Source organism: Comamonas sp. UBA7528, from assembly GCF_002479375.1.
In the GTDB taxonomy this organism is placed as follows: domain Bacteria; phylum Pseudomonadota; class Gammaproteobacteria; order Burkholderiales; family Burkholderiaceae_C; genus Comamonas.
The window spans coordinates 443,085-469,672 of sequence record NZ_DLMU01000014.1 but is presented as its reverse complement, the minus strand read 5'-3'; the positions used below and the strand labels follow the sequence as shown (position 1 = coordinate 469,672).

The window sequence follows — 26,588 nt, the reverse complement described above, 5'->3', positions numbered from 1 at the left end:
CTGTTTTTGAAAAACCTGCCGCGCCGCTTTACCGGCGTGCCTGCAGGCTGCACCGGCGGCGCGCTGCAGGCACAATCCGCCACCCACTTTCTGTCGCCCGCCCGCCATGACCCACCCTTGCCTTGCCTGCGGCGCCTGCTGCGCCGCCTTCCGCGTGGATTTTTCGGTCTATGAATCCGAAGTCCATGGCGGACGCGTACCGGCCGGGCTGGCCGACGAGATCACCGAGCACAGCTGCCGCATGCGCGGCACGGACTACGCCCGGCCGCGCTGCGCCGCGCTGGTGGGTACGGTGGGTGAAAAAGCCCACTGCGGGATCTACGAGTGGCGCCCTTCGCCCTGCCGGGAATTTGCGGCCGGCTCCGATGCCTGCAACCGCGTGCGGCTGCGCATCGGCCTGCCGGCGCTGGAAAGCGGCCTGCTGTAGGCCGCGCTCACCCCGCTGCGCCGCAGGGTGGACTGCAGGGGCTGCAGCCCCCCTGGAGCGCTGTTCACAAGGACTTGCGCGTGTCCGAGCAGCTGTCGCCGCCGCACGCGCTGCAGCCGCCGCAGCTGCCGCTGGGCGTTGCCGGGGCCAGTGCCGGGTGCACGCGCCCGGCCCGTTGACGCCAGCGCGCCGGCAGATAGCGCCACAGCAGCGAGGCGGCTGCCACGGCGACGATGATGCCCACAATGATTTCCTGCCACATGGCCTGATCTCCTTTAACCCCAGCCCAGCGCCACCGCCACCCGGTAGGTGACGAAGCTGGCGGCATAGGCCAGGCCGAACAAATACGCCGTCATGATCAAGGGATAGCGCCAGCCATTGGTTTCCCGCTTGACCATGGCCAGCGTGGAAATGCACTGGGGCGCAAACACGAACCAGACCAGCAGCGACAGGGCCGTGGCCAGCGACCAGCTGCTGGCAATCAGCGGACCCAGCTGCTGGGCCATGGCGTCGTCGCCTGCGGCCGACAAGGCATACACCGTCCCCAATGCCCCCACGGCCACTTCGCGCGCGGCCATGCCGGGCACCAGGGCGATGGCGATCTGCCAGTTGAAACCGATGGGCGCCAGCACCACTTCCAGCCAGCCGCCGATCTGACCGGCGAAGCTGTAGCGGATGGCTGCCTCGGTTACACCCTCCGGCGCCGACGGGTAACTGGCCAGAAACCACAGCACGATGCTCACCGTCAGGATGATGCCGCCCACACGGCGCAGGAAGATCAGCGCACGTTCGTACAGCCCCAGCACCAGGCTGCGCAGGCTGGGCCAGCGGTAGGCTGGCAGCTCCAGCATCAGCGGCGTGCGGGACTTGTCGGTGCGGGCCAGCTTGGCCACCCAGGCCACCGCCATGGCACTTGCGATGCCGCCGATGTACAGCGCAAACAGCACCAAGCCTTGCAGATTGAATATGCCGCCCACGCTCTGCTCCGGGATGAAGGCCGCGATCAGCAGCGCATACACCGGCAGACGGGCCGAGCAGGTCATCAGCGGGGCAATCATGATGGTCAGCAGGCGGTCACGCCAGCTGGGGATGGAGCGCGTGGCCATGATGCCCGGCACAGCACAGGCAAAGCTGGACAGCAGCGGAATGAAGGAACGCCCCGACAGGCCCACCGTGCCCATGATGCGGTCCAGCAGAAAGGCGGCACGTGGCAGATAGCCCGAGTCTTCCAGCACCAGGATGAAGAAGAACAGGATCAGGATCTGCGGCAGGAACACCAGCACCGCGCCGGTGCCGGCGATCACGCCCTCCACCAGCAGGCTGCGCAGCACGCCATCGGGCATCACGCTGCCCACCCATTCTCCGACAAAGCCCACGGAGCCTTCGATGCCGTCCATCAAGGGCTCGGCCCAGCTGAACACGGCCTGGAACATCAGGAACAAGGTGGCCAGCAGCAGCAGCGTGCCCCACACCGGGTGCAGCACCACGGCGTCGATGCGGTCGTCACGCTGGTTGTCCACCGGCGGCACCTGCACGGCCGCCTGCAGAATGGCAGTCACATCCTGGTGCAAAGCAAGCAGACCGGCACGGGTGTTGTGGCCGGCTTGGGTCTGCGAACGGCCGTCCAGCGCGGGAGCCTGGAGCTGGTGGGCTGCATCGCTGTCCAGCCAGGCCAACAGTTCCTGGGCGCCGTCCTGGCGCACGCCCACGCTTTCGAGCACCGGCACGCCCAGCGCGGCGCTGAGGCGGGCCTTGTCCACCACAATGCCCTGCCGGCGGGCCATATCGCTCATGTTGAGCACCACCACCATGGGCAGACCCAGGGCGCGGGCTTCCAGCACCAGGCGCAGGTTCAGGCGCAGGTGGGTGGCATCGGTCACGCAGACCAGCAGTTCGGGCGGTGCCTCGCGCGCATGTTCGCCGGTGACGATGTCGCGGGTGATGCGTTCGTCTTCGCTGTGCGCATGCAGGCTGTAGGTGCCGGGCAAATCCAGTACCCGGACCCGCCGGCCAGCGGGGGTGTGCAGCCAGCCTTCCTTGCGCTCCACCGTCACGCCGGCGTAGTTGGCCACCTTCTGGCGGGCGCCCGTCAACAGGTTGAACAAGGCGGTCTTGCCGCAGTTCGGGTTGCCCAGCAGCGCTGCCCGCAGGGGCTGTGCCCCGGTGGACGACGCGGCAGTGGAGGTGATAGGGGTGATGGCAATGAGCTGCACGGTGGCGCCTTGCGGTGTGCGGTCGTCGCGCGCGTTCATGCTGCGGCCTCCACGCTCACCCGCACCAGAGCGGCTTCCTGGCGCCGCAGCGCAAACGTGGCCTGGCCAATGCGCACGGCCAGCGGGTCTCCCTGGGGAAAACCGGTGGCGATGATGCGCACTGGCTCGCCCGGCAGAAAACCGATTTCCATCAGGCGCAGCAGCGCTTCCTGGCTGGCAGGTTCGTCGCTGGCCAGCAAATCCACCACCCGTGCCGGCACCTGCCGCGCGAGTTGGTCCAGGCCAATGGTGGCCGCTGCGCCGGAGGGCAAAGCAAAACTATTCATGAAACACGCAATCAATCGCTACTTATTCTCATTTTCACTCCAAACACCCCGCTCTGTCTTGCGCCAGGACAGAACTGGAGTGTCAGCGGCCATCCTGTGAACAGGGCCATAGGGGCGGGAGCGCCCCCTCCCGGCGGCGTCCCCTCCCGAGCCGCCGTTGCCGGCCGTGCGCAATTGCGTTCAATACAGATCCAGCGCCGCCGCGCACAGTGCGCCGCTGTGACCGAACTCCTCTCCCCCTCCCTGCTGTCTTCGCTGCTGGCCATGGCCAGTTTCGCCCTGGTGGGCGCCATCACGCCCGGCCCGGTGAATGTGCTGGCCCTGCGCCATGGCAGCCAGGCTCCGCGCCATATTGCGCTGCTGTATGTGCTGGGCGCCAGTGTCAGCTACGCCGCCGTGGTCTGGTGCATGGGCCAGGGCGCCCGGCAGCTGGTGGACGGGTTGCCGCGCCTGGCAGGCGCCGCGCAATGGCTGTGCGCGGCCTATTTGCTGTGGCTGGCCTGGCGCCTGGCCCGGGCCGCCGCCCACCCCCAGGCTGCCGATGGCACCACCCCGCCCCTCCGGCCCACCCCGGCCGCCCAGGCCTTTGCCCAGGGTGTGGCGGTGCAGACGCTCAATCCCAAGGCCTGGCTGTTTGCCCTGTCGGCCGTGGGCGTGTTTGCCCTGCCCAGCGCAAAAGACGGCCCCGCAGCCCTGTACCTGCTGTGTGCCATCTCGCTGCTGGCCTGCCTGCTGGGCGTCGGCTGCTGGGCGCTGCTGGGGCGGGTGCTGACCGGCTGGCTGTCCACGCCCCGGCGCCAGCAGGCGCTGCACTATGCCCTGGCAGCCCTGCTTGTGGCCAGCGTACTGGGCATGCTGGCATGATGCGCCGGACATGACTGCCCAGCCCCATCAGTTCCACCGCCACCCGGCCCTGCCCTGGGCCGAACTGCGCGTGAGCCGCCAGTCCCCCCACTGCTACCGGCTGCACACGCACGCGGAATATTCGCTGGGCATTGTGGATGCCGGCAGCGCCGTGTTCCAGCATGCCGATGGCGCGCAGCCCATGACCCCCGGCAGCGTGGTGCTGATCGAGCCCGGCGTCTGGCATGCCTGCAACCCGGCGCAGGTGGCGGCCTGGTCTTACCGCATGCTCTATGTGCAGGCCGACTGGCTGCACGCCCAGCTGGGGGTCGCGGGCCTGCGCTTTGTGCAACGCGCCCGGCACGATGCGGCAGCCACGGCGACTGTGCAGCAGCTGTGCCAGACCTTGCTGGAGGGCGATGCCGCGGCCTGGACGCAGGCACTGACCGCCCTGCTGCGCCAGCCCGCCATCGCCCACCCGCTGGCGGCGCAGTCCCCCCTCCCGGCCCGCGATGCGGCGGTACACCATGCCCTGCAGCAGTTGCACCGCCAGCCGGATGCGACACCCAGTGTGCAGGATCTGGCCCGTGCCGAAGGCATGAGCGCCTCGCGCTTTATCCGCCACTTCAAGGCGGCCACCGGTGTCACGCCCGGGGCCTACCGCCTGAACCTGCGCCTGAACGGTGCACGCCGGATGCTGGCCGAGGGGACTGCGCTGGCCGATGCTGCCCACGCCATGGGCTTTGCCGACCAGGCCCATCTGCAGCGCGCCTTCAAGGCCCACCATGCACTGACACCCGGGCGCTATGCCCAGGGCGCCCGACCCTGAAGCCGTCCGGCGGCGGCCCTAAACCACCGCAGCAGACCTCGGCAATCTGCGAGCCCTGCCATCGCCAGACGCGAACACACCGATACTTGAGGGTTTTGGCACCCCCTTTGAACGGAATCGACGCATGGCCGATTTTCAGCAGATCCAGCAACGCGAAACCGGCTTGCAGCAACACCTGACCAGCGCCCAGATGGTGATGATCGCCATCGGCGGCGCCGTGGGCACGGGCCTGTTCATGGGCAGCGCCTTTGCCATCGGCTTTGCCGGGCCGGCGGTGCTGGTCAGCTACGCGATCGGCGCCTTCATTGCCCTGCTGCTGATCGGCTGCCTGGGCGAGATGACCGTGGCCCACCCCACATCCGGCTCGTTCGGGGCCTATGCCGAGTACTACCTGGGCCCGATGGCGGGCTTTGTGGTGCGCTATGCCTACTGGGCCGCCCTGGTGCTGGCCGTGGGCATGGAGGTGACGGCCGTGGGCATGTACATGGCCTATTGGTTCAAGGACGTTCCACAATGGGTCTGGGTGGGCCTCTTCTCGGCCGTGCTGATTGGCGTGAACCTGCGCAGCGTCAAGGTCTACGGCGCGGTGGAATACAGCTTCTCGGCCATCAAGGTGGCGGCCATCGTGGCCTTTGTGCTGATCGGTGCCTATGTGGTGTTCGGCACGTCCACACCCGGTATCGGCTTTGCCAACTACCAGATAGGCGGCGGCTTCTGGGCCAAGGGCGCCTGGGGCATGTGGCTGGGGGTGATCGTGGCCATGTTCAGCTACCTGGGCGTGGAGGCCATTGCCGTGGCGGCCGGCGAAGCCCAGCACCCACAGCAGGCGGTGCAGACTGCCATGAAGACCACGGTGCTGCGCCTGGTGCTGTTCTATCTGCTGACGCTGGCGCTGATGCTGGCCATCGTGCCCTGGACCGATGCCGCCACCCAGACCAGCCCGTTTGTGCGGGTGATGCAGGTGCTGGACATTCCGTTCGCCGCCGGCGTGCTGAACTTTGTGGTGCTGGTGGCCGCGCTGTCGGCCATGAACAGCCAGCTCTACACCACCTCGCGCATGATGTTCAGCCTGGCCCGCGCCCGGCAGGCGCCGCGCGTGTTCGGCGTGACCAATGCCAACGGGGTGCCGGTGGCCGCCATTCTGGTGTCCAGCCTGGGCGCGGCCGTGGCCATGTTCATCAATGCGTTCTGGCCCAAGGAATCGTTCGTCTGGATGATGTCGATTGCCATGTTCGGCGCCATGTTTGCCTGGTTCATGGTGTTTGTCACCCACCTGGCGTTCCGTCGCCACCGCATGCGCGAAGGGGCGCCGGCCATTGCCTTTCGCATGTGGGGCTTTCCGTGGCTGACGCTGCTGGGGGCCGTGCTGATGGGCGCCGTGCTGCTGACCACGGCCTTCACCCCCGCATTCCGCCTGACGCTGGCCTTCGGCCTGCCCTGGCTGGCGGTGCTGGCCGGCCTGTACCTGCTGCGCCGCAACAAGGGCTGAACGCTGCAGCCCGGCCCAAAACCGACCATACTGCCCAGCCTGCGTCCGCCTCCGGTCGCAGGCTTTTTTGTTTGCTGCCATGACCGCTGACACCCAACGCACCCTGTGGGACATCTCCCCCGCCATCCACGCCGCTGCACCGGTCTTCCCGGGTGACACGCCGTACAGCCAGCAGTGGTGCGCCACCATCGGCCCGGGCTGCCCGGTGAATGTCAGCGCCATCACGCTGAGTCCCCATGTGGGTGCCCACGCCGATGCGCCGCTGCACTACGACCCGCAGGGCGCTGCCATCGGTGCGGTCGATCTGGCCCCGTTCCTGGGCCGCTGCCGCGTGGTCCACGCCATCGATTGCGGGCCGCTGATCGAATGGCAACATATCGCGCACGCCATTACGCCCGATCTGCCCGCACGCGTGCTGGTGCGCACCTACCAGCAGGCCCCCACCACCTGGGATGGTGCGCTGGCCGCCTATGCACCCGAGACGGTGCAGCGCCTGGCCGACCTCAGCGTGCAGCTGATCGGCATCGACACTGCCAGCATCGACCCGGCCAGCAGCAAGACCCTGGACAGCCACCAGGTCATACGCCAGCGCAATCTGCGCGTGCTGGAGAACCTGGTGCTCGACGCGGTGCCCGAAGGCGATTACGAGCTGATTGCCCTGCCGCTCAAGCTCACCGAAGCCGATGCCTCCCCGGTGCGCGCCGTGCTGCGCGCCCTGTGACCCGCCGCTGCACATTCCAGCGAGAATCAGCGGTTTGCGCCATGCCCCTGCACGCAAGCTGCTATCCGAAACGAGACAACTTTCCATGCCCCTGACCCTGCAAGACTGCCGCACCCTGGATGCCAACGATGTGCTGCGCCCGCTGCGCGCGCGCTTTGCCCTGCCCGAAGGGGTGATCTACCTGGACGGCAACTCCCTGGGCGCCCAGCCCAAGGCCGCCGCCGCCTGCGCTGCGCGGGTGGTGGAACAGGAATGGGGCCAGGGCCTGATCCGTTCGTGGAACAGCGCCGGCTGGATCGATCTGCCCCAGCGCCTGGGCGACCAGTTTGCCCCCTGGGTCGGTGCCGGCCCGGGTGAGCTGGTGTTCACCGACACCACCTCCATCAACCTGTACAAGGTGCTGACGGCCGCCGCCCGCATCGCCCAGGAAGACGCGCCGGCACGCAAGAAGCTCATCAGCGAACGCAGCAACTTCCCCACCGATCTGTACATCGCCCAGTCCGTCTGCCAGGCCTATGGCCTGGAGCTGGTGCTGCTGGAGCCGGAAGAGATTGCCGCGGCCCTGCAGCCCGATGTGGCGATCTGCATGCTCACCCATGTCAACTACCGCACCGGCGCCATGCATGCCATGCAGGAGCTCACGGCCGCTGCGCACGCCCAGGGGATTCTGTGCATCTGGGACCTGTGCCACAGCGCCGGCGCCGTACCGGTGGACCTGCACGGCGCGAATGCCGACTTTGCCGTGGGCTGCAGCTACAAATACCTGAACGGCGGCCCCGGCTCGCCGGCCTTTGTCTGGGCCCACCCACGGCTGATCAACCGCTTCTGGCAGCCGCTGTCGGGCTGGTTCGGCCATGCCGCCCCCTTCCAGTTCACGCCTGACTACCAGCCGGCTGCCGGCATCGACCGCTATCTGTGCGGCACCCAGTCGGCCCTGTCCCTGAGCGTGCTGCAATGCGGGCTGGATGTGTTCACCGAAGCCGAGCCGTATGGCGGCATGGCCGCGCTGCGCCGCAAATCGCTGGCACTGACCGATCTGTTCATGCAACTGGTGCAGGAACGCTGCCCGGGCCATGGGCTGGGCTTTGCCACCCCCGGCGATCACGCCCTGCGCGGCTCCCAGGTCTGCCTGACCCGCAGCGAAGGCCTGGGCGTGGACGGCAAGGACAGCGGCGCCTACGCCATTGTCCAGGCCCTGATCGCGCGCGGTGTGATCGGCGATTTCCGCAAGGGCGACGGCGGCAAGCACCTGGACATCCTGCGTTTTGGTTTCACCCCGCTGTACGTGGGCTTTGAAGACGTGTGGCATGCCGTGGAGCACCTGCGCCAGGTGCTGGAATCGGGGGAATGGCGCCAGCCGCAATTCAACCAGGTGCATGCGGTGACCTGAACCCATGGCCCAACACATTGCCATCATCGACTTTGAGACCACCGGTATGAGCCCGGCGCACGGCGCGCGGGCGGCCGAAGTGGGGATTGTGCTGATCGAGGGCGGGCGCATCGTGGACCGCTACCAGAGCCTGATGAACACCGGGCAGCGCATGCCCTGGAGCATCACCCAGCTCACCGGCATCACCAATGCCATGCTGGAGGGCGCTCCTGCGGCCGACACCGTGATGCGCGAGGCTGCGGCCTTTGTGGGCGATGCCCCCATGGTGGCGCACAACGCTTCGTTCGACAGCAAGTTCTGGGCGGACGAGCTGCAGCGCCTGGGTATCCCACCGCAACAGCCCTTCGCCTGCACCGTGCTGCTGTCGCGCCGCCTCTACCCCGAAGCGCCCAGCCATTCGCTGGGCCGCATCGTGCGCCACCTGCAACTGCCGCCCGCCGACAAGGCCCACCGCGCGCTGGCCGACGCCGAGATGACGGCCCACCTGCTGCTGCGCATGCAGGCCGACCTGCACCAGCGCTGGCACATCCCCGATGCCCACCATGCCCTGCTGCAGCAGCTGCAGGTCTGCCAGAAGAAACACCTGGCGCTGCTGCTGCAGCGGCTGTCGCAGGCACAGACGCAACCGCAGCTACCGGGCCTGTAAACGGCCCGGGCTTCCCGTCTGCCTAGTACGCCTTGGCCGACAGCGAGGCCCACAGGTGCGCTGCCACCAGCGCGCGCCAGGGGGCAAACGGCGCCAGCCAGTCACGGGCCTGGGCCTCGGTGATGCGCTCCACGCCCTGCAACCGGGCCAGGGCCTTGCGCACCGCCACATCGCCGTGCAGGCTGCCATCGGGCCAGCCCAGACCGCGCAGCAGCGTGTAGTGCACGGTCCAGGGGCCGATGCCCGGCACGGCCAGCAACTGCTGCATGGCCGTGTCCATGTCCGCCGCAGGCATCGTGCCGGCATCGCTGGCCTGCACCCAGTCTTCGAGCGGCAGCGCCCCGTTGTCCACCTCTGCGGCCAGCGCCAGCAGCGCCCGGGTCTTGGACTGGGAGTAGCCGGCAGCGCGCAGCCCATCCGGTCCCAGCTGCGCCACCTGGGCCGCGCTGGGATAGGTCCACAGCCCAGCGGCCCCCGCATCGCCATGGCCGTCCGGCGCCAGCGGCGTGCCGGCGGCGCGGATCAAGCGGCGGCGCAGCGCCACAGCCGCCGCCACACTGATCTGCTGGCCGGTGACGGCCCAGGTCAGCGCCTCCCAGGCGGTGGGGGCCGCCGGGACATGCAGGCCCTGCTGGGAACGCAGCAGCGGGCCCAGCAGCGGGTGATCGGCATGGGCGGTTTCCAGCGCCTCGGGCGGATAGGCCAGACCCAGCATGCGGCGCACGGTGGCGGCCCAGCGGGCCTGGGTGCTGGCATCAACGCGCTGGTGCGCAGGCAGGTGCAGCGTGGCGCGCACCTGCAGCGGGTCGGCCGCGGACGGGGCCGCAGCCTCCCACACCAGCTCCAGCCAGGCCGCCTGGCCTTCCCAGTCCAGCCCCTTGCGCAAGCGTGGCAGGCCGTCGGCCCCCAGCGTGACCTGCTCTGCCAGCTGTTCGGCATCGCGCTGGTGAAAGGACAGCACTTCCTGCAGCCGGTACACCGCAGGCATTGGCTGCACATGGCACAGTGCCGCCGGGATTTTCTGGACAGGCAGGGAAGGCATCTTGTGTGGCAGCCCGGCTCGCAGGCGGCTGCGTTTCTGGAAAAGGTTCAGAACAATCCGGGCAAGGCGACACGCACGTCGTGCCCGGCCTGGGCCGCTTCGCGCAGCAGCAGTGCGCGCTTGCGCTCCACGCCCCAGCGGTAGCCGGAGATGCTGCCATCATTGCGCACCACGCGGTGGCAGGGAATGGCCACCGCCACCGGATTGGCGGCGCAGGCCCCTGCCACGGCGCGGGTGGCGCTGGGTTGACCGATGCGCAGTGCCAGCTCGGTGTAGCTGACCGTGTCTCCCGCCGGAATGGCGCGCAGCGCCTGCCACACACGCTGCTGGAAGGCCGTGCCCTGCACATCCAGCGGCAGATCCAGCCCCTGTGCCGGCCGCTCCACCAGCGCCGCCACCTGGGCCATGGTGGCTTCAAAGGCCGCATCCCCCCCGACCAGTTCCGCCTGGGGAAACCGGTCCTGCAGCGCACGCACCAGGGCCTCGGCATCGTTGCCAAGCTGCACGCAGCACACGCCGCGCTCGGTGGCGGCCACCAGCAGGCTGCCCAGCGAACATTCGCCCACGGCAAAACGGATGGTCTGGCGCGCGCCACCGGCGCGGAAAGCCCCCGGCGCCATGCCCAGCATGCGGGGCGCATCCTTGTAGAAGCTGCTGCTGGCCGCATAGCCGCTGCCGTAGACCGCATCGGTGACCGAGCGGGACTGGCCGGGCTGCAGCGCGGCCTGCACGGCCTGGGTGCGGTAGGCCTTGGCATAGGCCTTGGGCGTCAACCCCGTGGCCTGCTTGAACAGGCGGTGCAACTGCCAGGGGCTCAGCCCCACGCGCTGGGCGAGTGCGGGCAGCGCAGGCGGGGCCTCGCCTTCCAGCCAGCGGCAGCAGCGCGCCACCAGGGCAGCGGTGTCGCTGGCAGCAGCGGAAGGGACGGCGGCAGGGCGGATGGCAGACATGGCAACAGGTTTTCCGGGGGATGGCTGCACTCTAAAGCGTGGCGCGCCATCCCGCCTCCACATTCTTGCAGGCTGCGCTTTCGGTTACGCTGCGCGCTGTTTTGCCGATTGCCCACGACTGCGACTGCCCCATGACCACCGAATCCTCCGGCTGCCCGATGCACGGCAGCGGCCGCCCGGCCTCCATCGTCCACGAAGAAAAAGCCCAGCTGGATTTCAGCCGGGACATGAGCTACGGCGACTACCTGCAGCTGGACCAGATCCTCACGGCACAGAAACCCCTGTCGCCCGCCCACGATGAAATGCTGTTCATCGTCCAGCACCAGACCAGCGAGCTGTGGATGAAACTGATGCTGCACGAGCTGCGGGCCGCCATCGCCGCGCTGGCCAGTTCGCAGGCCGACACCCGGCCCGAGGCCTTCAAGATGCTGGCCCGCGTGAGCCGCATCATGGAGCAGCTGGTCAACGCCTGGACCGTGCTCTCGACCATGACGCCGCCGGAATACACGGCCATGCGCCCCTACCTGGCCAATTCCAGCGGTTTTCAGAGCTACCAGTACCGCAGCATCGAGTTTTCACTGGGCAACAAGAATGCCGCCATGCTGCAGCCCCATGCCCACCGCAGCGATCTGCTGGAACAGGTGCAGGCCGCCTACCAGGCACCTTCGCTGTACGACGTGGCCCTGCAGCTGCTGGCACGCGAAGGCCTGGAGGTGCCGGCCGACCGGCTGCAGCGCGACTGGACCCAGCCTTACGAAGCCAGCGAAGGCGTGAAGCAGGCCTGGCTGACCGTCTACCGCAACCCGCAGCAGCACTGGGACCTGTACCAGCTGGGCGAAAAGCTGGCCGATATCGAAGATGCCTTCCGTCTGTGGCGTTTTCGCCACCTGACCACGGTGGAACGCGTGATCGGCTTCAAGCGCGGCACGGGCGGCACCGGCGGTGTGAGTTATCTGAAAAAGATGCTGGATGTGGTGCTGTTCCCCGAAATCTGGAGCCTGCGCACCGAGCTGTGAGCAGGGCGGGCCGGCAGCGCCGCGGCCCATGCGGCCTGCCGCACTCGTTTTTCGCCTGTGCGCGACAGCACGCAGGCGCGGATTTCGCTAGGCTTGCGCCCCAGGAGACTCCCCACCCGTGCCTGCCGATACCGCCTCTAGCGCATCCCCTGCGCACTCGCCCGCCCCCCGTCCTGCCCCCGACCAGTGCCTGTGGGTGATGCTGGTGTCCCTGCTGTCGGCCTTTGCGCTGAGCCAGGCCTACCGCACCGTCACCGCCATCATCGCCACGGGACTGCAGGCGGATTTCGGTATTTCTTCCCAGTCGCTGGGCGCCTTCGCCGGGCTGTTCGGCCTGTCTTTCGGGGTGGCCCAGCTGCTGATGGGCATCGGCATGGATGTGTACGGCCTGCGCCGCACGGTGCTGCTGTCGTTTCCGCTGGCCGTGGTCGGCGCAGCGCTGTCAGCGCTGGCCCCCAGCTATGGCTGGCTGATGCTGGGACAGTTGCTGATAGGGGTGGGCTGTGCGCCGGTGTTTCTGGCGAGCACGGTGTTCATCTCGCGCCACTTTCCCAGCGAGCGTTTTGCCTTCTTCTCCGGCCTGGGCATGGGCGTGGGGGGCCTGGGCCTGCTGTTCACCGGCACACCGCTGGCCTGGGTGGTGCAGCACTGGGGCTGGCGCACCGGCTTCGGGCTGCTGGCCGTGCTGTCGCTGCTGTCGTGGCTGCTGATTGCCTGGCGCGTGCATGAACCGGCTTCCGCCCACACCACGCAGCAGACGCGTGAAAGCAGGGGCCAGGCCTTCCGCCGCATGGGTGCGCTGTTCCAGCTGCCGCACACCGTGGGCATCCTGATTCTGGGCATGAGCTGCTACGCGGCTTTTCTGACCTTGCGCGGACTGTGGCTGGGGCCCATGCTCATCGGGCGCTACCAGTTTTCCCTGGTGGAAAGCGGCAACGTGGCGCTGCTGGTGTCGCTGATCTCGCTGTTCACCCCGGCCATGTTCGGCCGCATGGACCCCGGGCCGACCCGCCGCCGCCGCTGGCTGAACAATTTCTCGCTGCTGATGGCGGCGCTGTTTCTGCTGATGGCCTTTTTGCACCACGCCGCCGCCAATGTGGCGCTGATCCTGCTGATGGGGCTGGTCTCGGGCTACAGCATCCTGCAGTACGCGGATGTGCGCTCTTCCTACCCTCCGGAGCTGACCGGCCGCGCACTGTCGCTGTTTACCATGGCCATGTTTCTGGGTGTGGCACTGATGCAGTGGCTCACCGGCATCGTCGCGGCCTGGGCCGAGGGGCGCGGCATCGAGCCCTATCAGGCGGTCATGTTCAGCATTGCCGCCATGCTGGCTGCGGCATCCACAGCCTTCCGTTTTCTGCCCAGCTCGCCGCTGCTGCAGACCAGCAAGGCCTGAGCCGGGGGCCGTACGCACCGGGCGCCTGCGCGCCCTGCAGACAGCGCCCCACGCTGGACGGCACGCACTGGAATGGTTTCCACACCACCGCCGCAAAACAGTTCTCTCCCGCGACCGTGCGGCGCTGGGGGCGGCTGCGCAGCAACGGTGTTCCCTGCGGCTGGGTGAGCTGGTGACGCGTTCCGCTACAGCGTGGTGGCGCTGGAACCATCCCCGCGGTACAGCCAGGGCAGGTCCATGATGCGTGCGCCCAGCAGCCTGAGCGAGAGATCGCGCCCCCAGCGCATGGGGCCGCTGGCGTGGAAGATGCGGCCGTTGCGGCGCGAACGGGCCTGGACCCGGGCAGCGCGCTGCCAGCGGTTGAGCGCGTAGCGGCGCAGGCGCAGGCGCACGTCCAGATCGTCCATGGCCAGGGCACGCTGCAACTCGGCCGCGTCTTCGATGGCCATGCCAGCCCCCTGGGCAAGATAGGGGCGCATGGGATGGGCGGCGTCGCCCAGCAGGCCCACCAGGCCCTGGGCCATCTGGTCGGCGCTGGACAGCGGGTCGCGGTCGGACAGCGGCCACAGCCGCCACTGCGTGCCCGCAGCGGGCACGGCGCGGATCAGGTCCTGCAGCGGCGTGCAATAGCGGGCCAATGCGGCTTCCAGATCGACCGCATTGGCGGCATGGTCCCAGGTCTCCATGTCGGCCGGCGCCGGGCCTTCGATGATCGCCACGATGTTCATCAGCTCGCCACGGCGCAGCGGGTACTGCACCACGTGCATGTGCGGGCCTAGCCAGGTGGTCACGCCGTCGCTGCGCATGGCGGCCGGCAGCTGGGCCTGGGGCACCACCGCGCGGTAGGCCAGGTGACCGGTAGGCTGCGCCTTCCCGTCGTTGAGCAACTGGGCGCGCAGCCGGCTCCAGACGCCGTCGGCCGCGATCAGTGCATCGCCCTCCACGGTCTTGCGGGCGGAAGTGGTGATGGTCACCACCTGGGGGGTCTGCACCACGGACTCCACCGCCTGGCCGGCGTTGATGTGCATCTCGGCACGCTCGCCCACGGCCTGCAGCAGCAACCCGTGCAGATCGGCGCGGTGGATGGACAGGTAGTTGGCACCGTAGCGCTCCACCATGGCAGCGCCCAACGGCATGCAGGCCAGCTCGGCACCACTCAAGGCACTGCGCACCCGCAATCGCGCAGGAATGGCCGCGACATCCACCAGGGCGCGCTGCAGGCCCCAGGCCTGGAGCCGGCGCACCACATTGGGTCCCAGCTGCACACCGGCACCGACTTCACTGAACAAAGGCGCGCGCTCGAACAGGCGCACATCCCAACCGGCATGGGAGCTGGCCAGTGCAGCCGCCAAGCCGCCAATACCGCCCCCCGCAATCAAGACCTGTTTTCTCATGGCTGACTATTGTCCGCCGGACTGGGGCGGTGATTGGCTGGAACTGCGCAGAAATTGATGCAACGCAGTCCGTTGATTCTGTCCCTGAAATCGCCATACGGCGAAACCCTGGCATTACCACTGGCCGAAATGGAATATGTTGTTTCCGCGCTTTGCGGGCCTGGCATAAGGCCCGCTCATACCGGACAGGCTTATCCGCAGCAGCGGTTGGCCGCAATACCGCTGCGACGCAGCACATTCAAGCCCACCAAAAACAAAGCCCGCTGAAAGCGGGCTGTTGTCTGCCATAAAGGCTTAGATAGCGAACTTTTCGCGATCCTGGTTTTCAATCCACTTGGGCGCCTTGCCACGGCCGGTCCAGGTCTGGCCGGTTTCAGGGTTGCGGTACTTCGGAGCCACTTTGCCACCTTGGCCTGCGCCACGGCTGGCTTTGGCGGGCGGAAACACATCGTCAGCGCTCAGGCCATATTCGGCCACCAGCGCGCGCACCTTGGCAACTGCGTCGCTCAGTTCGCTCTTGCGTGCTTCTTGAATCTTCTGTTCCAGCTGTTCGCGCTGCTGCAGTAGCTCTTTGTAAGAGGTCATGGATTGCATCCTTTCAATAATTGGGAGGATTATAAAAACAAATACGCAATCTGGTTTTTTTTGTGGGTACGCAGTATCCACAAGTGCATATTATAAAAATTCTGTGCAGCCATATTGCGGGAGAAATGTAACACCTGGATTTTCCGAGAAATGGTACCGACAAAGCGACTTGCAAGTTGATTTCCGTTGCTGGCATATCGGAACTGCCCTCGCAATGCCCATGCCGGGGTATGGGCTGTGCACCGATAATCGCAGCCAAATGCCTTGTCCCGGACGACCGCTGCGTCTGCCGGCACGCAGGGAATCGATTTTTTCGGAGTTTGCATTGGCCCGTTATTTCATTGGCGACATCCAGGGATGTCACAGCGCCTTCCTGAACCTGCTGCAGCAGGTGGAGTTCTCGCCCAGCCGCGATACCCTGTACCTGCTGGGTGACCTGGTCAACCGGGGTCCCGACTCCGCCGGCGTGCTGCGCCAGTGCATGGCCTGGGGCGACGCCGTGCAGCCCGTGCTGGGCAACCACGACCTGCACCTGCTGGCCGCCGCCCACGGCATGCGCAAATCATCGCGCCGCGACACCCTGGCCAGCGTGCTGGAGGCGCCCGACCGTGCCGCCCTGCTGGACTGGCTGCGCCAGCAGCCGCTGGCCCGCAGCTGGACCGATGCGCAAGGCCGGCAGGTGCTGATGGTGCACGCCGGCGTGCAGCCCAGCTGGACACTGGCGCAGACACTGGCCCTGTCCGCCGAGGTGCAGCATGTGCTGACCAGTCCGGCGCTGCCGGACTTTCTGCAGCAGATGTATGGCAACCTGCCCGATCAGTGGGACGACGCCCTGACCGGCACCGACCGCCTGCGCGCCATCGTCAATACCCTGACCCGCATCCGCTTTTGCACGCCCGAAGGCCGCATGGACTTCGAGAGCGCCGAATCGGCCGCGCAGGCGCCCGAAGGCCTTGTCCCCTGGTTCACCTGCCCTGCCCGCCAGACGGCGCAGCATGTGGTGGCCTTTGGCCACTGGTCCACGCTGGGCCTGATCAACCAGCCGCAGCTGATGGCCTTGGATACCGGCTGCGTCTGGGGAGGACAGCTGACCGCCGTGCGCGTGGAGGATGATCTGCAGGCGCGCGAGCTGATCCAGATCGATTGCGAGCAGGCCCAGCGCCCTGGCTGACCGGCTGCCCAGACATCACAGGCAGCCTGCCGCCATGAGAAAAGCCAGCAGGATTGCTGGCTTGGTGCAGTGCGCGAAGGGCTCTGCAGGCGTATTCACTGAGTGAAGGGGTTGGAGTGGCCTCCAACGCCCTGCGGCATCAGAAACTGCCCGCGGGCTTGAACAGCGCCGCCACCTTGCGCTTGGTGCGGATACTGGCGCTGCGGCCCGGTGTCACGGGTGCGGAAGCTGCATCCCAGGCGGCAGGCGCTGCCGCTGCGGCAGGAGCCTCATAGGGCTTGTCGAAGAAGGGATCGGACGGGGCTGCGCGCAGCGGACGCGCCATGCCCCGACCCACCGGGCGGTAGCCGGCGGAATGGGCCGAGCCGTAACCGGCATCGCCTTCTTCGTGGCGGCGGCTGCGGCCCTGGTCCCGGCTGTGCTCCGACCGGCCTTCACGGCTGCCGTGGTCGCGCTCACTGCGGTCGCGGCGCTGGAACGACGGCAGCGGATAGCTTTCCACGTCGATCTTCTTCTTGATGAGCTTCTCGATATCGCTCACCAGCTTGCCGTCCGAATTGGACACCAGGGTCACCGCCAGGCCGGAGGCGCCGGCACGGCCGGTACGGCCAATGCGGTGCACATAGTCTTCGGCGTTGAACGGCACGTCGTAGTTGAACACCGCAGGCACATCCTTGATGTCCAGGCCGCGCGCCGCCACGTCGGTGCACACCAGCAGGTCCACTTCACCGGCCTTGAAGGCTTCCAGCGCCTTCAGCCGTTCGTCCTGGCTCTTGTCGCCGTGCAGGGCGGCGGCGCGCAGACCGTCACGCTCCAGCGCGCGGGTCAGACGGGCACAACCCAGCTTGCTGTTGGAAAACACAAAGGCCTGGCGGATGCCACGGTCCTTGAGCACGGCACAGATGGTGCGGCGCTTGTCGTCGTCGTTGGCGCTGTAGAAACGCTGCTCCACAGTGGAAGCAGTCTCGTTGGGGCGGGCCACTTCGATGGTCACCGGGTCCTGCAGGTAGCTGCCGGCCAGACGCTTGATCTCGGGCGAGAACGTGGCGGAGAACAGCAAGGTGGTGCGGCTCTTGGGCAGGTGCGACAGGATGCGCTGCAGATCGGGCAGGAAACCGATGTCGAGCATGCGGTCGGCCTCGTCCAGCACCACGTATTCCACCTGGTTGAGCACGGCGTTCTTGGCTTCGATGTGGTCCAGCAGGCGCCCCGGCGTGGCCACCAGGACTTCCACCCCCTTCTTCAGCTCCAGGGTCTGGGGCTTCATGTCCATGCCGCCGAACACCACGGTGCTGCGCAGCTTGGTGTGCTTGGCGTACAGCGCAATCTGCTGGGCCACCTGGTCGGCCAGCTCGCGCGTGGGCAGCAGCACCAGAGCCCGCACGGGGTGGCGCGCGGGCGATGCCGAGCTGTTCTCATGGCGCATCAGCCGCTGCAGCAGAGGCAGCGAAAAAGCCGCTGTCTTGCCGGTGCCGGTCTGGGCTGCACCCATCACATCCTTGCCGGTCAGGACCACGGGGATCGCCTGCGCCTGGATGGGGGTCATCGACTCGTAGCCCATTTCGGCCACAGCGCGTGCCAGAGGCTCCGCCAAGAGGAGAGAGGAAAAAGAACTTGTCATGAATACCGCTATTGTCGCACTGCCCGCATTGACAGCTGTTGGCGCTCTACAAATCCGGACTGCGACAGCGGTCACCCGCCCTGCCCGCCACCCCCACAAAGAGCGGGTGGGCGTACACCCCACGCAGAATTTGATAGCGCAGATGTGGCGCCATGCCAACACCTGCGCCTGCTGCGTGCCAGTTACAGCGATGCAGCCGAGAAGGTGTCGCAGGAATTGACGCTACCGCTCTTCAGCCCGGTCATGAACCAGCGCTGGCGCTGGGCACTGGTGCCGTGGGTGAAGCTGTCCGGCACCACCTGGCCCGTCTGGGCGCGCTGCAGCGCGTCGTCACCGATCCTGGCGGCGGCATTCATGGCTTCTTCCACATCACCCTGCTCCAGGATCTGGCGTGCATTCTGGGCATGGTGGGCCCAGACGCCGGCCAGGCAGTCGGCCTGCAGCTCCAGCTTCACGGACAGCCGGTTGTATTCCACCTTGCTGACGCGGCCGCGCATCTCGTCGACCTTGCCACTGATGCCCAGCAGGTTCTGCACATGGTGACCGACCTCATGGGCGATCACATAGGCCTGGGCGAAGTCGCCGGGGGCGCCCAGCTGGTTCTTGAGCTGGTCGTAGAAGGACAGATCGATATAGACCTTCTGGTCGCCCGGGCAGTAGAACGGCCCCATAGCCGACTGGCCGGTGCCGCAGGCCGTGCCCACAGCGCCCCGGAACAGCACCAGCTTGGGGTCCCGGTACTGGCTGCCGCCCTGGCGAAAGATGTCGGTCCACACGTCTTCGGTATCTGCCAGTACGGTCGAGACGAAACGGGCCATGGTGTCATGGGCCGGCGGCGCCTGTGCAGGCGACTGCTGCTGCACGACCTGTCCGCCGCCACCACCGCCGCTGAGCAGGCTCAGGATCGTCAGCGGGTTGATGCCCAGCACCCAGCCGCCCACCAGGGCCACCACGATGGTGCCGATGCCGATGCTGCGGCCACCGAAGATGGGGCCACCCCCACCGCCGCCGTCCGAGCGGCGGTCCTCAACGTTGTCCGACTCGCGGTTACCTTCCCACTTCATGGTCTGCTCCTGATGCGCTGTGGGGCGCCATTATGAAGTCGCGCCGGCACGGCTGCTCAGGGTTCGCCGCCTTGCAGCAACACCGCCGCCTGGGCGCCTTCGACCGGGGCGTGCACATGCCACTGGGCATTGCGGCTCATTTCCCGGGACTGGCTCATGTGATCGTCCAGCATCCCGACAAAGGTCCACAGCAGGAGCGCAATGGCGGCGATGCCCACGCCCACCACCGCCCATTGCCAGCGTGCCGCCGTACGGTGAGCACTTCCTTTTTCCTGACCAGATTCCATATGTAGATGCCCACAAAACCATAAGCGCTGGATGCTACGCAGCCACGGCGAGAGTGCGAACTCACTTTAGCGCCAGGCTTTGTAGGAGAACACGCCACACCTTGACACAAGGCCCGGACAGACCACCTAGCCCATCGCAAAAGCCCACGGTATAAAGCCACATGCAAGTGATGTCTGTGTTGCCCCCTACCGCCACCCCTGCCATGCACGCCATGCAAGGACTGTTCACCCCGCAGGCCACCGAGGCACTGCTGCCCTGGCAAGCCCTGGCTGCCGAACTGGAAGCCGTGCTGCAAGACAGTAGCGTGCAGGTGCCGCCCCGCATTGTGATGCCTTTGCCGCAGGGCGGCAGCCTGTTTTGCATGCCGGCCAGTGATGCGCAGGTGGCGATGACCAAGCTCATCACCTTCACCCCCGCCAATGCTGCAACGGCACGCCCCACCATCCAGGGTGATGTGACGATTTTTGACATTGCCACCGGCCAGCGCCAGCTGATCATCGACGGACCCACCGTCACCGCCCGGCGCACCGCGGCCGTCTCGCTGCTGGCCGCCCAGCACCATGCTCCCAACCCCGGCGGTCCGCTGCTCATCATTGGCGCGGGCGTTCAGGGCAAGTCCCATCTGGAGGCCTTTGCGGCCGGCGCCGGCACGCGCGAAGTCTGGGTGGCATCGCGCAGCCTGGACAGCGTGCGCCACCTGCTGGACCATGCCCATGCACTGGGCCTGCAGGCCTATGCCGCCACCGACCTGGCCCAGGCTGCCGCCCACTGCCCCAATATCGTCACTTGCACCAATGCCCAGGCGGTGGTGCTGCAGCACGCCCCCCGGCCCGACGCCTTCATTGCCGCCGTGGGCGCCTTCACGCCGCAGATGGTGGAACTGGCCCCCAGCCTGTGCCAGCACATCGCCCGGCACGGTCAGGTGCTTGTGGACACCGCCGAAGCCGTGCACGAAGCCGGCGACCTGCTGCAGGCGGGCCTGGATGTGCAAAGCTTTCCCACGCTGGCCCAGAGTCTGGCGCGGCAACAGTCCCGCCCCGCCGGGCCGGTGCTGTTCAAGAGCTGCGGCTGGGGCGGCTGGGACCTGGCTGCGGCGCGCCTGGCGGCCCGCTTGCACCGCCAGCCATTGCACGCCAACGATGATCCTCCCCTCCAGGAGCCATGAACATGCAAGAGACGGATTGGGCACCTCCGGTCACCACCCCTCCGGCAGGCACGGCGCCGCCCGCGGGACCGTTTGCGCCGCGTTCGCAGCCGCCGGCCCCGCCCGCCCAGGCACCGGCCTCGCGCAAGCGCAGCCTGCGGACGCAGTTGGCCTGGGTGTTTGGCGGTCTGACGGCCGCCCTGGTGCTGATGCTGTCATTCGCCTTCGGTGAACTGCTCAAGAGCCGCATGCAGCGCGAAGCCGGCGCGGCCTTGCAGGTGGTGTCCAGCAGCGCCGCCAAGCAGCTGTCCGATGCCTTGTTCGATCACAGCCGGCTGGTGCAGGCGCTGGCCCACTCTCCCGACCTGTGGCGCAATGGCCTGAGCTCCGCCGAGGTCAATGCCCTGTTCGCCCGCATCCGGCTGACCCGCCCCTACTGCGTCTGGGTGGGCGTTGCCGATCCCAAGGGCACGGTGGTGCACGCCACCGGCAACCAGCTGGTGGGCCGCAATATCAGCGACAACACCTGGTTCACCGCAGGGGCTTCCGGCCCTTACGTGTCCGATGTGGTGCCCGCCAAGCTGCTGGCGCCGCTGCTGCCACCCAGCGCCTCGGGCGAGCCGCTGCGGCTGGTGGATTTCTCGGCGCCCATCCGGGTGGACGGTCAGTTGATTGGCGTGCTGGGCATGCACACCAGCTGGGACTGGGCGCGCGAGATGGTCCAGGAGCTGCTGCCCACGTTCTCGCGTGAGGACCAGATCTCGCTGTTCATCTTCGACCGCCAGGGCAAGCTGATCTTTGCCCCGGGCGGCAAGCTGTCGCCGTTCATCGCCGTCGACCAGACCCTGCCGCTGCGGCCGGAACAGCTGCAGGCCGACCATCGCCAGCCCCGTGTCCAGGCCAGCGTGGTGCGCTGGAACGACCAGAGCCACGATTTTCTGACCGCCGTGGCCCAGCTGCCGGCTCGCAACGCCCCCAGCGACCTGGGCTGGTACGTGGTGGCGCGCCAGCCCGTGGCCAGCGCCTACGCCGATGCCCAGCAGCAGATGCTGTACGTGATGGGAGCGGGTCTGCTGGCCGCCATCGTGGCCACCTGGCTGGTGTGGTGGCTGGCCCGCCGCATGGTGCGCGAGCTCAACACCCTGGCCTACACCGCACGCCGCATCGACGCCGGTGAACGCCAGGTGCCCATTCCCGAGCTGCAGAGCAACCGCGAAGTCCAGCTGCTGTCGCAGTCCTTCAACGCCATGACACAGCGTCTGCTGGCCGCAAACGAATCCATGGAGCATGAGGTGCAAATGCGTACGCAGGAACTGTATGACGCCAACCGCGAACTGGACCGCCAGGCCAGTACCGACCCCCTGACGGGTCTGCTCAACCGCCGCGGCTTTGATGCCCAGGTGCAGTTTGCAATGGCGCTGGCCCGCCGCAGCGGCCGCCCGCTGTGCCTGGCGACGCTGGATATCGACCATTTCAAGCAGGTCAACGACAACTATGGCCATGAAGTCGGCGATCTGGTGCTCAAAAGCGTGGCCAACCAGCTGCGCAGCCGGCTGCGTGATTCGGACGTGATCGCCCGCTTTGGGGGCGAGGAATTTGTGGTGCTGCTGCCCGACACCCCACCCGAAGCCGCCCAGCGCATTGCGCGCGAGATCCTGGCGGCCATCGAACAGCACCAGTGGCCGCTGGTGGGACGGCTCACCTTGAGCGCCGGCATCACCGCGCTGCGCCCCACGCTGCAGAACGGCACAGAAGACAACGACACCGCCTTGCTGCGCCGCAGCGACGATGCGCTCTACCAGTCCAAGAATGCCGGACGCAACCTGGTGCACTACATCCCCTGATGCAGACCAGGCCACCCCGCTGCAGGCACCGCAGCATTTCCCCATAAAAAAAGCGCGGAGGTCCGCGCTTTTTTTATGGGGGGCAACGGCCGCTGCTTCAGGCCTTGGGCAGGGTCACGCCATGCTGGCCCTGGTACTTGCCGTTGCGGTCCTTGTAGCTGGTCTCGCACTGCTCATCGCCCTGGAAGAACAGCACCTGGGCGCAGCCTTCACCGGCATAGATCTTGGCGGGCAGCGGCGTGGTGTTGGAGAACTCCAGCGTCACATAGCCTTCCCACTCCGGCTCGAACGGCGTCACGTTGACGATGATGCCGCAGCGCGCATAGGTGCTCTTGCCCAGGCACACCGTCAGCACATCGCGGGGAATGCGGAAATACTCCACCGTGCGGGCCAGCGCAAAGCTATTGGGCGGAATGATGCAGTAGTCGCCTTCGAAATCGACAAAGCTCTTCTCGTCGAAGTTCTTGGGGTCCACCACGGTGCTGTGGATGTTGGTGAAGACCTTGAATTCACGCGCGCAGCGGATGTCGTAACCGTAGCTGCTGGTGCCGTAGCTGATGATCTTCTTGCCGTCGACCTGGCGCACTTGGCCGGGCTCGAAGGGCTCGATCATGCCGTGCTGCTCCGCCATGGTGCGGATCCATTTGTCGCTCTTGATGCTCATTGGGAAAATCCTGTTCGCTTGATTTTTGATAGCGCCATGCGGCTATACAACCAGCGCAATTCCGCTATTTTGCTTGAGAAACAATGGTTTGCTCAATCAGGCGGTCATCGCCCAGCACGATCATGGCAAACAGCAGCTCGTCCAGCGTCTCGGCCTGGGCCGTCTTGCGCGCCAGCAGCGGCGTGCAGGCCGGGTGGAGGACCACGAAGTCCGCCTCGCAGCCCGGCTGCAGATTGCCGATCACGCCGTCCAGGCCCAGCGCCTGCGCGGCACCGGCCGTGTGCTGCCACCACAGTGCGCCGGGCTTGAGGCTGAAACCCTGCTTGGCATGGCCTTCGCGCCCGACCACATAGGCGGCCTGCATGGTGCGAAACGGTGAAAAGCTCATGCCGCCACCCACATCGCTGGCCAGGCCGTAGCGGAAATCCGCCGCATCGGCCTTCTGGTAGTCGAAGTAGCCGCTGGACAGGAACAGATTGCTGGTGGGGCTGATGGCCGCCGCTGTGTGCTTTTCGCGCAGCAGCGCGCGGTCTTCGTCGTCCAGCCAGATGCAGTGGGCGTAGACCGCGCGTTCACGCATCAGGCCGAAGTCGTCGTACACCCCCAGGTAGCTGCGCGCAGCGGGGAAAAGCTTACGTACCCAGCGGATCTCGTCCAGGTTCTCGGACACATGGGACTGGATCCACACATCGCGGTATTTGGCCGCCAGCTCCCCAGCGCCCCGCAGCTGGGCGGGCGTGCTGGTGGGCGCGAAGCGCGGGGTGATGGCATAGCCCAGCCGGTCCACGCCATGCCAGCGCTGGATCAGCGTTTCGGTATCGATCAGCCCCTGCTCGGTGTCGTCGCGCACGCCGTCCGGGCTGTGGCGGTCCTGCAGCACCTTGCCGGCAATCATGCGCATGCCGCGCTGTTGCGCGGCGGTCATGATGGCATCCACCGAGTTGGGGTGGGAGGTGGCGAACGTCAGCGCGGTGGTCACTCCGTTGCGCAGCAGCTCGTCCAGAAAGAATTCCGCCATGCCGTCGGCATAGGCGCGGTCATGAAAGCGCGCCTCGTGGGGAAAGGTGTAATGCTCCAGCCAGGGCAGCAGACCATCGGCAGGGGCGCCGATCACATCGGTCTGCGGATAGTGGATGTGCATGTCCACAAAGCCCGGAGCGATCAGCCGACCGGGCAGGTGCTGTACCTGCGCACCGGCTTCTTGGGTGTAGTGCGCCTGCAGTGCCTGCCAGCTGCCGGCAGCCACCACACGTTCCTGCCCCTGGGCATCGGGCGCGGTGGCCAGCAGGCCGTCGCTGTCATACAAGGGGCTGCCGTCGAAGGCAAAGCGGAGCAAGGCGCTGCGGTAGATCTTCATAGGCTGGGAGCTTAACGGGCACCCGCTGCCCTGTGCAGCGGGTCGCCCATCACCACACCGGAGCCTGTTGTGCACATGCCGCAACCCGTGCAGGCCCAATCAGCCATGCAGTCCTTGCTGCGCACACCGCACACGCTCCGGTTTGGGCATGGCACCAAGCATATGCCATGCCTGCAGGCAGGCCATCACCCCGCGCCCCCCACGATCGCAGGGCCTGCAGCACGGGGCCGCAGGGCTCAGCGCGGCAACTGTCCGACCACGCCTTCGGCCAGCCAGTTCATCTGCAGAATGTCCGCATCCGGCAGCGTGCTGCCGGCCGGAATGCGCACCTGGCCCAGGTTGTCGCGAATGGGAGCGGCACCGGCACGGAAGGCGTGCAGCTTGCCGTGGGCCATTTCGTCCTGGCGCTGCTGCACTTCCATGCGCACGTCCTTGGGCACGCGCGGACCGAAGCTGTCCACGCGGATCATGCCTTCGCGCACGCCGCCCCAGGTGTCCTGGCTTTTCCATTCGCCTTTTTGCAGGGCACGCACACGGGCCGTGTCGTAGCCGCCCCACTGGTGGGTCACGGCCAGCAACTGGGCCTGGGGCCCGGCCTTGCGCATGTCGCTGTGGAAAGCGATGGCCATCTTGCCGCGCTCCTGGGCGGCGCCCATCACCGCGGTCGATGCCACCTGGAAGGACAGCACGTCGGCGCCTTCGTTCATCAGTGCCATGGCGGCTTCACGCTCGCGTGGTGGGTCGAACCAGGCGTTGAGCCACACCACCTTGACCTGGGCCTTGGGGTTGACGCTGCGCATGCCCAGCACGAAGGCGTTGATGCCCTGGATCACTTCGGGAATGGGAAAGCCTGCCACGAAGCCGGCCACGCCGGTCTGGCTCAGGCGCGCTGCGGCAATGCCCGACAGGTAGCGCCCTTCGTAATAGCGCGCATTGGCCGTGGCCACATTGGCCGCACGCTGGTAGCCGGTGATGGATTCGAACTTCACCTGCGGGAAGTCGCGCGCCACACGCATCGTGGGCTCCATATAGCCGAAGCTGGTGGTGAAGATGATGTCGTTGCCATTGGCCGCCAGATCGCGGATGACACGCTCGGCATCCGGCCCCTCGGCCACATCGGCCACCACCGTGGTCTGCACCTGATCGCCCAGCTGGGTCTGCAACTGGCGGCGGCCGGCATCGTGCTGGGTGGTCCAGCCGGCATCCAGCACGGGCGTCACATAGACAAAGGCGGCCTTGACCGGGCGTTGCAGCGGCACCGCCTTGGCAGGCGCGCTCGCAGTGGAAGCGGGGGGCGTGGGGGATGCAGCCCAGACAGGGGCCAAACAGCAAGCGGCCGCAAGTGCGGCTGCGAGGTTTTTGTACATGGTATTCCTCTACATGGCCCGGAGTTGAAAACGCCAGCCGGTGGGGCAGTCCAGCGGGCGAAGGCGCGGATTGTAGGCCCAATCGCCTGAGCCTTGCTGCGGCACAGCTATTGCCCGAAGCAGGCGCTTGGCAAGCCCGGTTCACCCGGATGGTGCGACGCACCACACATGCGTAGCATGGGGCGCATAGACCGCAACGCACACCGGCTGGCACCGGTGCCGCGCGGCGCCCCGCTGTCATGCCTTCGGAGACGGTTCCATGCCCATGTTTATCGACACCTCCCCGCCCGGCCAATGCATCTTCTGCAAGCTGGTGGCCGGAGAGATTCCCGCTGCCACCATTTACGAGGACGCGCTGACCATTGCCTTCATGGACATCGGCCAGGTCAACCCCGGCCATGTGCTGGTGGCCACCAAGCGCCACGCGGTCACCTTGCTGGAACTGACGCCGGCCGAATGCGCCGCCGTGATGCAGACCGCCCAGCGCGTCGCCCAGGCGGCCGAGCAGGCCTTCGGGCCGGACGGCATCACCCTGTTCCAGGCCAACGGGGCAGCCGGCGGGCAGACGGTGTTCCACTTCCACCTGCACATGCTGCCGCGCCATGTGGACGACGGCATGCATCTGACCTGGCCGCGCAAGGAGCCCGGCATGGCCGCACTGCAAGCCTATGCCGAGAAGCTGCGCACAGCCCTGGCGGCGCAGAAGACGAACTGATCACACGGGGCATCGACCGCCCCTGGTCCTGCCGGCAGACACCCGCAGCTGTGGCAGGGGCAGCCCGCCGCAAGCGCTGCGCAGCG

The 26,588-nt window shown here is 67.1% G+C and carries 26 protein-coding genes; 13 read left to right on the top strand and 13 right to left on the bottom strand.

Annotated elements, in window-relative coordinates:
- Positions 1 to 106 precede the first annotated feature (106 nt).
- Positions 107 to 427 (top strand): YkgJ family cysteine cluster protein, encoded by a 321-nt coding sequence (locus tag B3349_RS17795; protein ID WP_291590721.1) that lies wholly within the window; start codon positions 107 to 109, stop codon positions 425 to 427.
- Positions 428 to 491: 64 nt separating this feature from the next.
- On the opposite strand, the gene B3349_RS17790 is transcribed toward B3349_RS17795, so the two are convergent.
- Genes B3349_RS17790 through B3349_RS17780 form a run of 3 tightly spaced genes read right to left on the bottom strand, consistent with a single transcriptional unit; the run spans position 492 to position 2,966 of the window.
- Entirely contained in the window at positions 492 to 689 is a 198-nt protein-coding gene (locus tag B3349_RS17790) for an ADOP family protein (RefSeq protein ID WP_291590720.1), read from the bottom strand.
- Positions 690 to 702: 13 nt separating this feature from the next.
- On the bottom strand, positions 703 to 2,679 hold the full coding sequence (feoB, locus tag B3349_RS17785; protein WP_291590719.1) for a ferrous iron transporter B: 1,977 nt from the start codon (positions 2,677 to 2,679) through the stop codon (positions 703 to 705).
- Positions 2,676 to 2,966 carry a FeoA family protein gene (locus B3349_RS17780; protein WP_066536565.1) on the bottom strand — a complete coding sequence of 97 codons (291 nt, stop codon included), beginning with the start codon at positions 2,964 to 2,966 and terminating at the stop codon, positions 2,676 to 2,678. The genes feoB and B3349_RS17780 overlap by 4 nt, the downstream gene beginning before the upstream one ends.
- Positions 2,967 to 3,209: 243 nt before the next feature.
- On the opposite strand from B3349_RS17780, the gene B3349_RS17775 reads away from it, so the two are divergent.
- From B3349_RS17775 to B3349_RS17750, 6 genes are all read left to right on the top strand, one after another.
- Positions 3,210 to 3,830, top strand: a complete 621-nt coding sequence (locus B3349_RS17775) for a LysE family translocator (protein ID WP_349682199.1) — start codon at positions 3,210 to 3,212, stop codon at positions 3,828 to 3,830.
- A gap of 10 nt (positions 3,831 to 3,840) precedes the next feature.
- Positions 3,841 to 4,638 carry an AraC family transcriptional regulator gene (locus tag B3349_RS17770; RefSeq protein ID WP_291590717.1) on the top strand — a complete coding sequence of 266 codons (798 nt, stop codon included), beginning with the start codon at positions 3,841 to 3,843 and terminating at the stop codon, positions 4,636 to 4,638.
- Positions 4,639 to 4,762: 124 nt separating this feature from the next.
- On the top strand, positions 4,763 to 6,127 hold the full coding sequence (locus B3349_RS17765; RefSeq protein WP_291590716.1) for an amino acid permease: 1,365 nt from the start codon (positions 4,763 to 4,765) through the stop codon (positions 6,125 to 6,127).
- Between the two features lie 79 nt (positions 6,128 to 6,206).
- Positions 6,207 to 6,848 carry an arylformamidase gene (gene kynB, locus B3349_RS17760; protein ID WP_291590715.1) on the top strand — a complete coding sequence of 214 codons (642 nt, stop codon included), beginning with the start codon at positions 6,207 to 6,209 and terminating at the stop codon, positions 6,846 to 6,848.
- A gap of 85 nt (positions 6,849 to 6,933) precedes the next feature.
- On the top strand, positions 6,934 to 8,238 hold the full coding sequence (gene kynU / locus B3349_RS17755) for a kynureninase (protein ID WP_291590714.1): 1,305 nt from the start codon (positions 6,934 to 6,936) through the stop codon (positions 8,236 to 8,238).
- A 4-nt stretch (positions 8,239 to 8,242) separates the two neighbouring features.
- Positions 8,243 to 8,884, top strand: coding sequence for a 3'-5' exonuclease (locus B3349_RS17750; protein WP_291590713.1), 642 nt, complete (start codon positions 8,243 to 8,245; stop codon positions 8,882 to 8,884).
- A 22-nt stretch (positions 8,885 to 8,906) separates the two neighbouring features.
- Here the strand turns inward: B3349_RS17750 and B3349_RS17745 are convergent, their stop codons facing one another.
- Together B3349_RS17745 and B3349_RS17740 are read right to left on the bottom strand one after the other, a co-directional pair.
- Positions 8,907 to 9,926: a DNA-3-methyladenine glycosylase 2 gene (locus B3349_RS17745; RefSeq protein WP_291590712.1), complete on the bottom strand. Its 1,020-nt coding sequence runs from the start codon at positions 9,924 to 9,926 to the stop codon at positions 8,907 to 8,909.
- A gap of 47 nt (positions 9,927 to 9,973) precedes the next feature.
- A complete protein-coding gene (locus B3349_RS17740; RefSeq protein WP_291590711.1) occupies positions 9,974 to 10,876 on the bottom strand; it encodes a methylated-DNA--[protein]-cysteine S-methyltransferase in 903 nt (300 codons plus the stop codon).
- Positions 10,877 to 11,007: 131 nt separating this feature from the next.
- On the opposite strand from B3349_RS17740, the gene kynA reads away from it, so the two are divergent.
- Positions 11,008 to 11,892 carry a tryptophan 2,3-dioxygenase gene (gene kynA, locus B3349_RS17735; protein ID WP_291590709.1) on the top strand — a complete coding sequence of 295 codons (885 nt, stop codon included), beginning with the start codon at positions 11,008 to 11,010 and terminating at the stop codon, positions 11,890 to 11,892.
- Positions 11,893 to 12,091: 199 nt separating this feature from the next.
- Positions 12,092 to 13,288 (top strand): MFS transporter, encoded by a 1,197-nt coding sequence (locus B3349_RS17730; protein ID WP_291590896.1) that lies wholly within the window; start codon positions 12,092 to 12,094, stop codon positions 13,286 to 13,288.
- A gap of 185 nt (positions 13,289 to 13,473) precedes the next feature.
- Here B3349_RS17730 and B3349_RS17725 read toward each other — a convergent pair whose 3' ends face one another.
- Both B3349_RS17725 and B3349_RS17720 read right to left on the bottom strand, forming a co-directional pair.
- On the bottom strand, positions 13,474 to 14,682 hold the full coding sequence (locus tag B3349_RS17725; protein ID WP_283338320.1) for an FAD-dependent monooxygenase: 1,209 nt from the start codon (positions 14,680 to 14,682) through the stop codon (positions 13,474 to 13,476).
- A gap of 294 nt (positions 14,683 to 14,976) precedes the next feature.
- On the bottom strand, positions 14,977 to 15,267 hold the full coding sequence (locus B3349_RS17720; protein ID WP_280013674.1) for an H-NS histone family protein: 291 nt from the start codon (positions 15,265 to 15,267) through the stop codon (positions 14,977 to 14,979).
- Between the two features lie 325 nt (positions 15,268 to 15,592).
- On the opposite strand from B3349_RS17720, the gene B3349_RS17715 reads away from it, so the two are divergent.
- The gene (locus B3349_RS17715) at positions 15,593 to 16,438 is read left to right on the top strand and encodes a symmetrical bis(5'-nucleosyl)-tetraphosphatase (protein ID WP_291590706.1); all 846 of its coding nucleotides are present in this window, start codon (positions 15,593 to 15,595) and stop codon (positions 16,436 to 16,438) included.
- A 139-nt stretch (positions 16,439 to 16,577) separates the two neighbouring features.
- Here the strand turns inward: B3349_RS17715 and B3349_RS17710 are convergent, their stop codons facing one another.
- The 3 genes from B3349_RS17710 to B3349_RS17700 all read right to left on the bottom strand — a co-directional run bounded on the left by B3349_RS17710 (position 16,578) and on the right by B3349_RS17700 (position 19,410).
- Complete coding sequence (locus B3349_RS17710) at positions 16,578 to 18,059, bottom strand: DEAD/DEAH box helicase (protein WP_291590704.1); 1,482 nt, start codon at positions 18,057 to 18,059, stop codon at positions 16,578 to 16,580.
- Positions 18,060 to 18,241: 182 nt separating this feature from the next.
- Positions 18,242 to 19,123: a KPN_02809 family neutral zinc metallopeptidase gene (gene ypfJ / locus B3349_RS17705; RefSeq protein WP_291590702.1), complete on the bottom strand. Its 882-nt coding sequence runs from the start codon at positions 19,121 to 19,123 to the stop codon at positions 18,242 to 18,244.
- A gap of 56 nt (positions 19,124 to 19,179) precedes the next feature.
- A complete protein-coding gene (locus B3349_RS17700; RefSeq protein WP_291590701.1) occupies positions 19,180 to 19,410 on the bottom strand; it encodes a hypothetical protein in 231 nt (76 codons plus the stop codon).
- A gap of 203 nt (positions 19,411 to 19,613) precedes the next feature.
- On the opposite strand from B3349_RS17700, the gene B3349_RS17695 reads away from it, so the two are divergent.
- Both B3349_RS17695 and B3349_RS17690 read left to right on the top strand, forming a co-directional pair.
- Positions 19,614 to 20,576 carry a delta(1)-pyrroline-2-carboxylate reductase family protein gene (locus B3349_RS17695; protein ID WP_291590894.1) on the top strand — a complete coding sequence of 321 codons (963 nt, stop codon included), beginning with the start codon at positions 19,614 to 19,616 and terminating at the stop codon, positions 20,574 to 20,576.
- Positions 20,577 to 20,578: 2 nt separating this feature from the next.
- Entirely contained in the window at positions 20,579 to 22,399 is a 1,821-nt protein-coding gene (locus B3349_RS17690) for a sensor domain-containing diguanylate cyclase (protein ID WP_291590700.1), read from the top strand.
- 97 nt (positions 22,400 to 22,496) lie between these two features.
- Here B3349_RS17690 and dcd read toward each other — a convergent pair whose 3' ends face one another.
- From dcd to B3349_RS17675, 3 genes are all read right to left on the bottom strand, one after another.
- Complete coding sequence (dcd, locus tag B3349_RS17685; RefSeq protein ID WP_066536613.1) at positions 22,497 to 23,063, bottom strand: dCTP deaminase; 567 nt, start codon at positions 23,061 to 23,063, stop codon at positions 22,497 to 22,499.
- Positions 23,064 to 23,127: 64 nt separating this feature from the next.
- The gene (gene guaD / locus B3349_RS17680; RefSeq protein WP_291590699.1) at positions 23,128 to 24,420 is read right to left on the bottom strand and encodes a guanine deaminase; all 1,293 of its coding nucleotides are present in this window, start codon (positions 24,418 to 24,420) and stop codon (positions 23,128 to 23,130) included.
- A 236-nt stretch (positions 24,421 to 24,656) separates the two neighbouring features.
- Entirely contained in the window at positions 24,657 to 25,787 is a 1,131-nt protein-coding gene (locus B3349_RS17675; RefSeq protein ID WP_291590698.1) for a BMP family ABC transporter substrate-binding protein, read from the bottom strand.
- Between the two features lie 259 nt (positions 25,788 to 26,046).
- Here B3349_RS17675 and B3349_RS17670 point away from each other — a divergent pair, with 259 nt between their 5' ends.
- On the top strand, positions 26,047 to 26,502 hold the full coding sequence (locus B3349_RS17670) for an HIT family protein (protein ID WP_291590697.1): 456 nt from the start codon (positions 26,047 to 26,049) through the stop codon (positions 26,500 to 26,502).
- Positions 26,503 to 26,588: the final 86 nt, after the last annotated feature.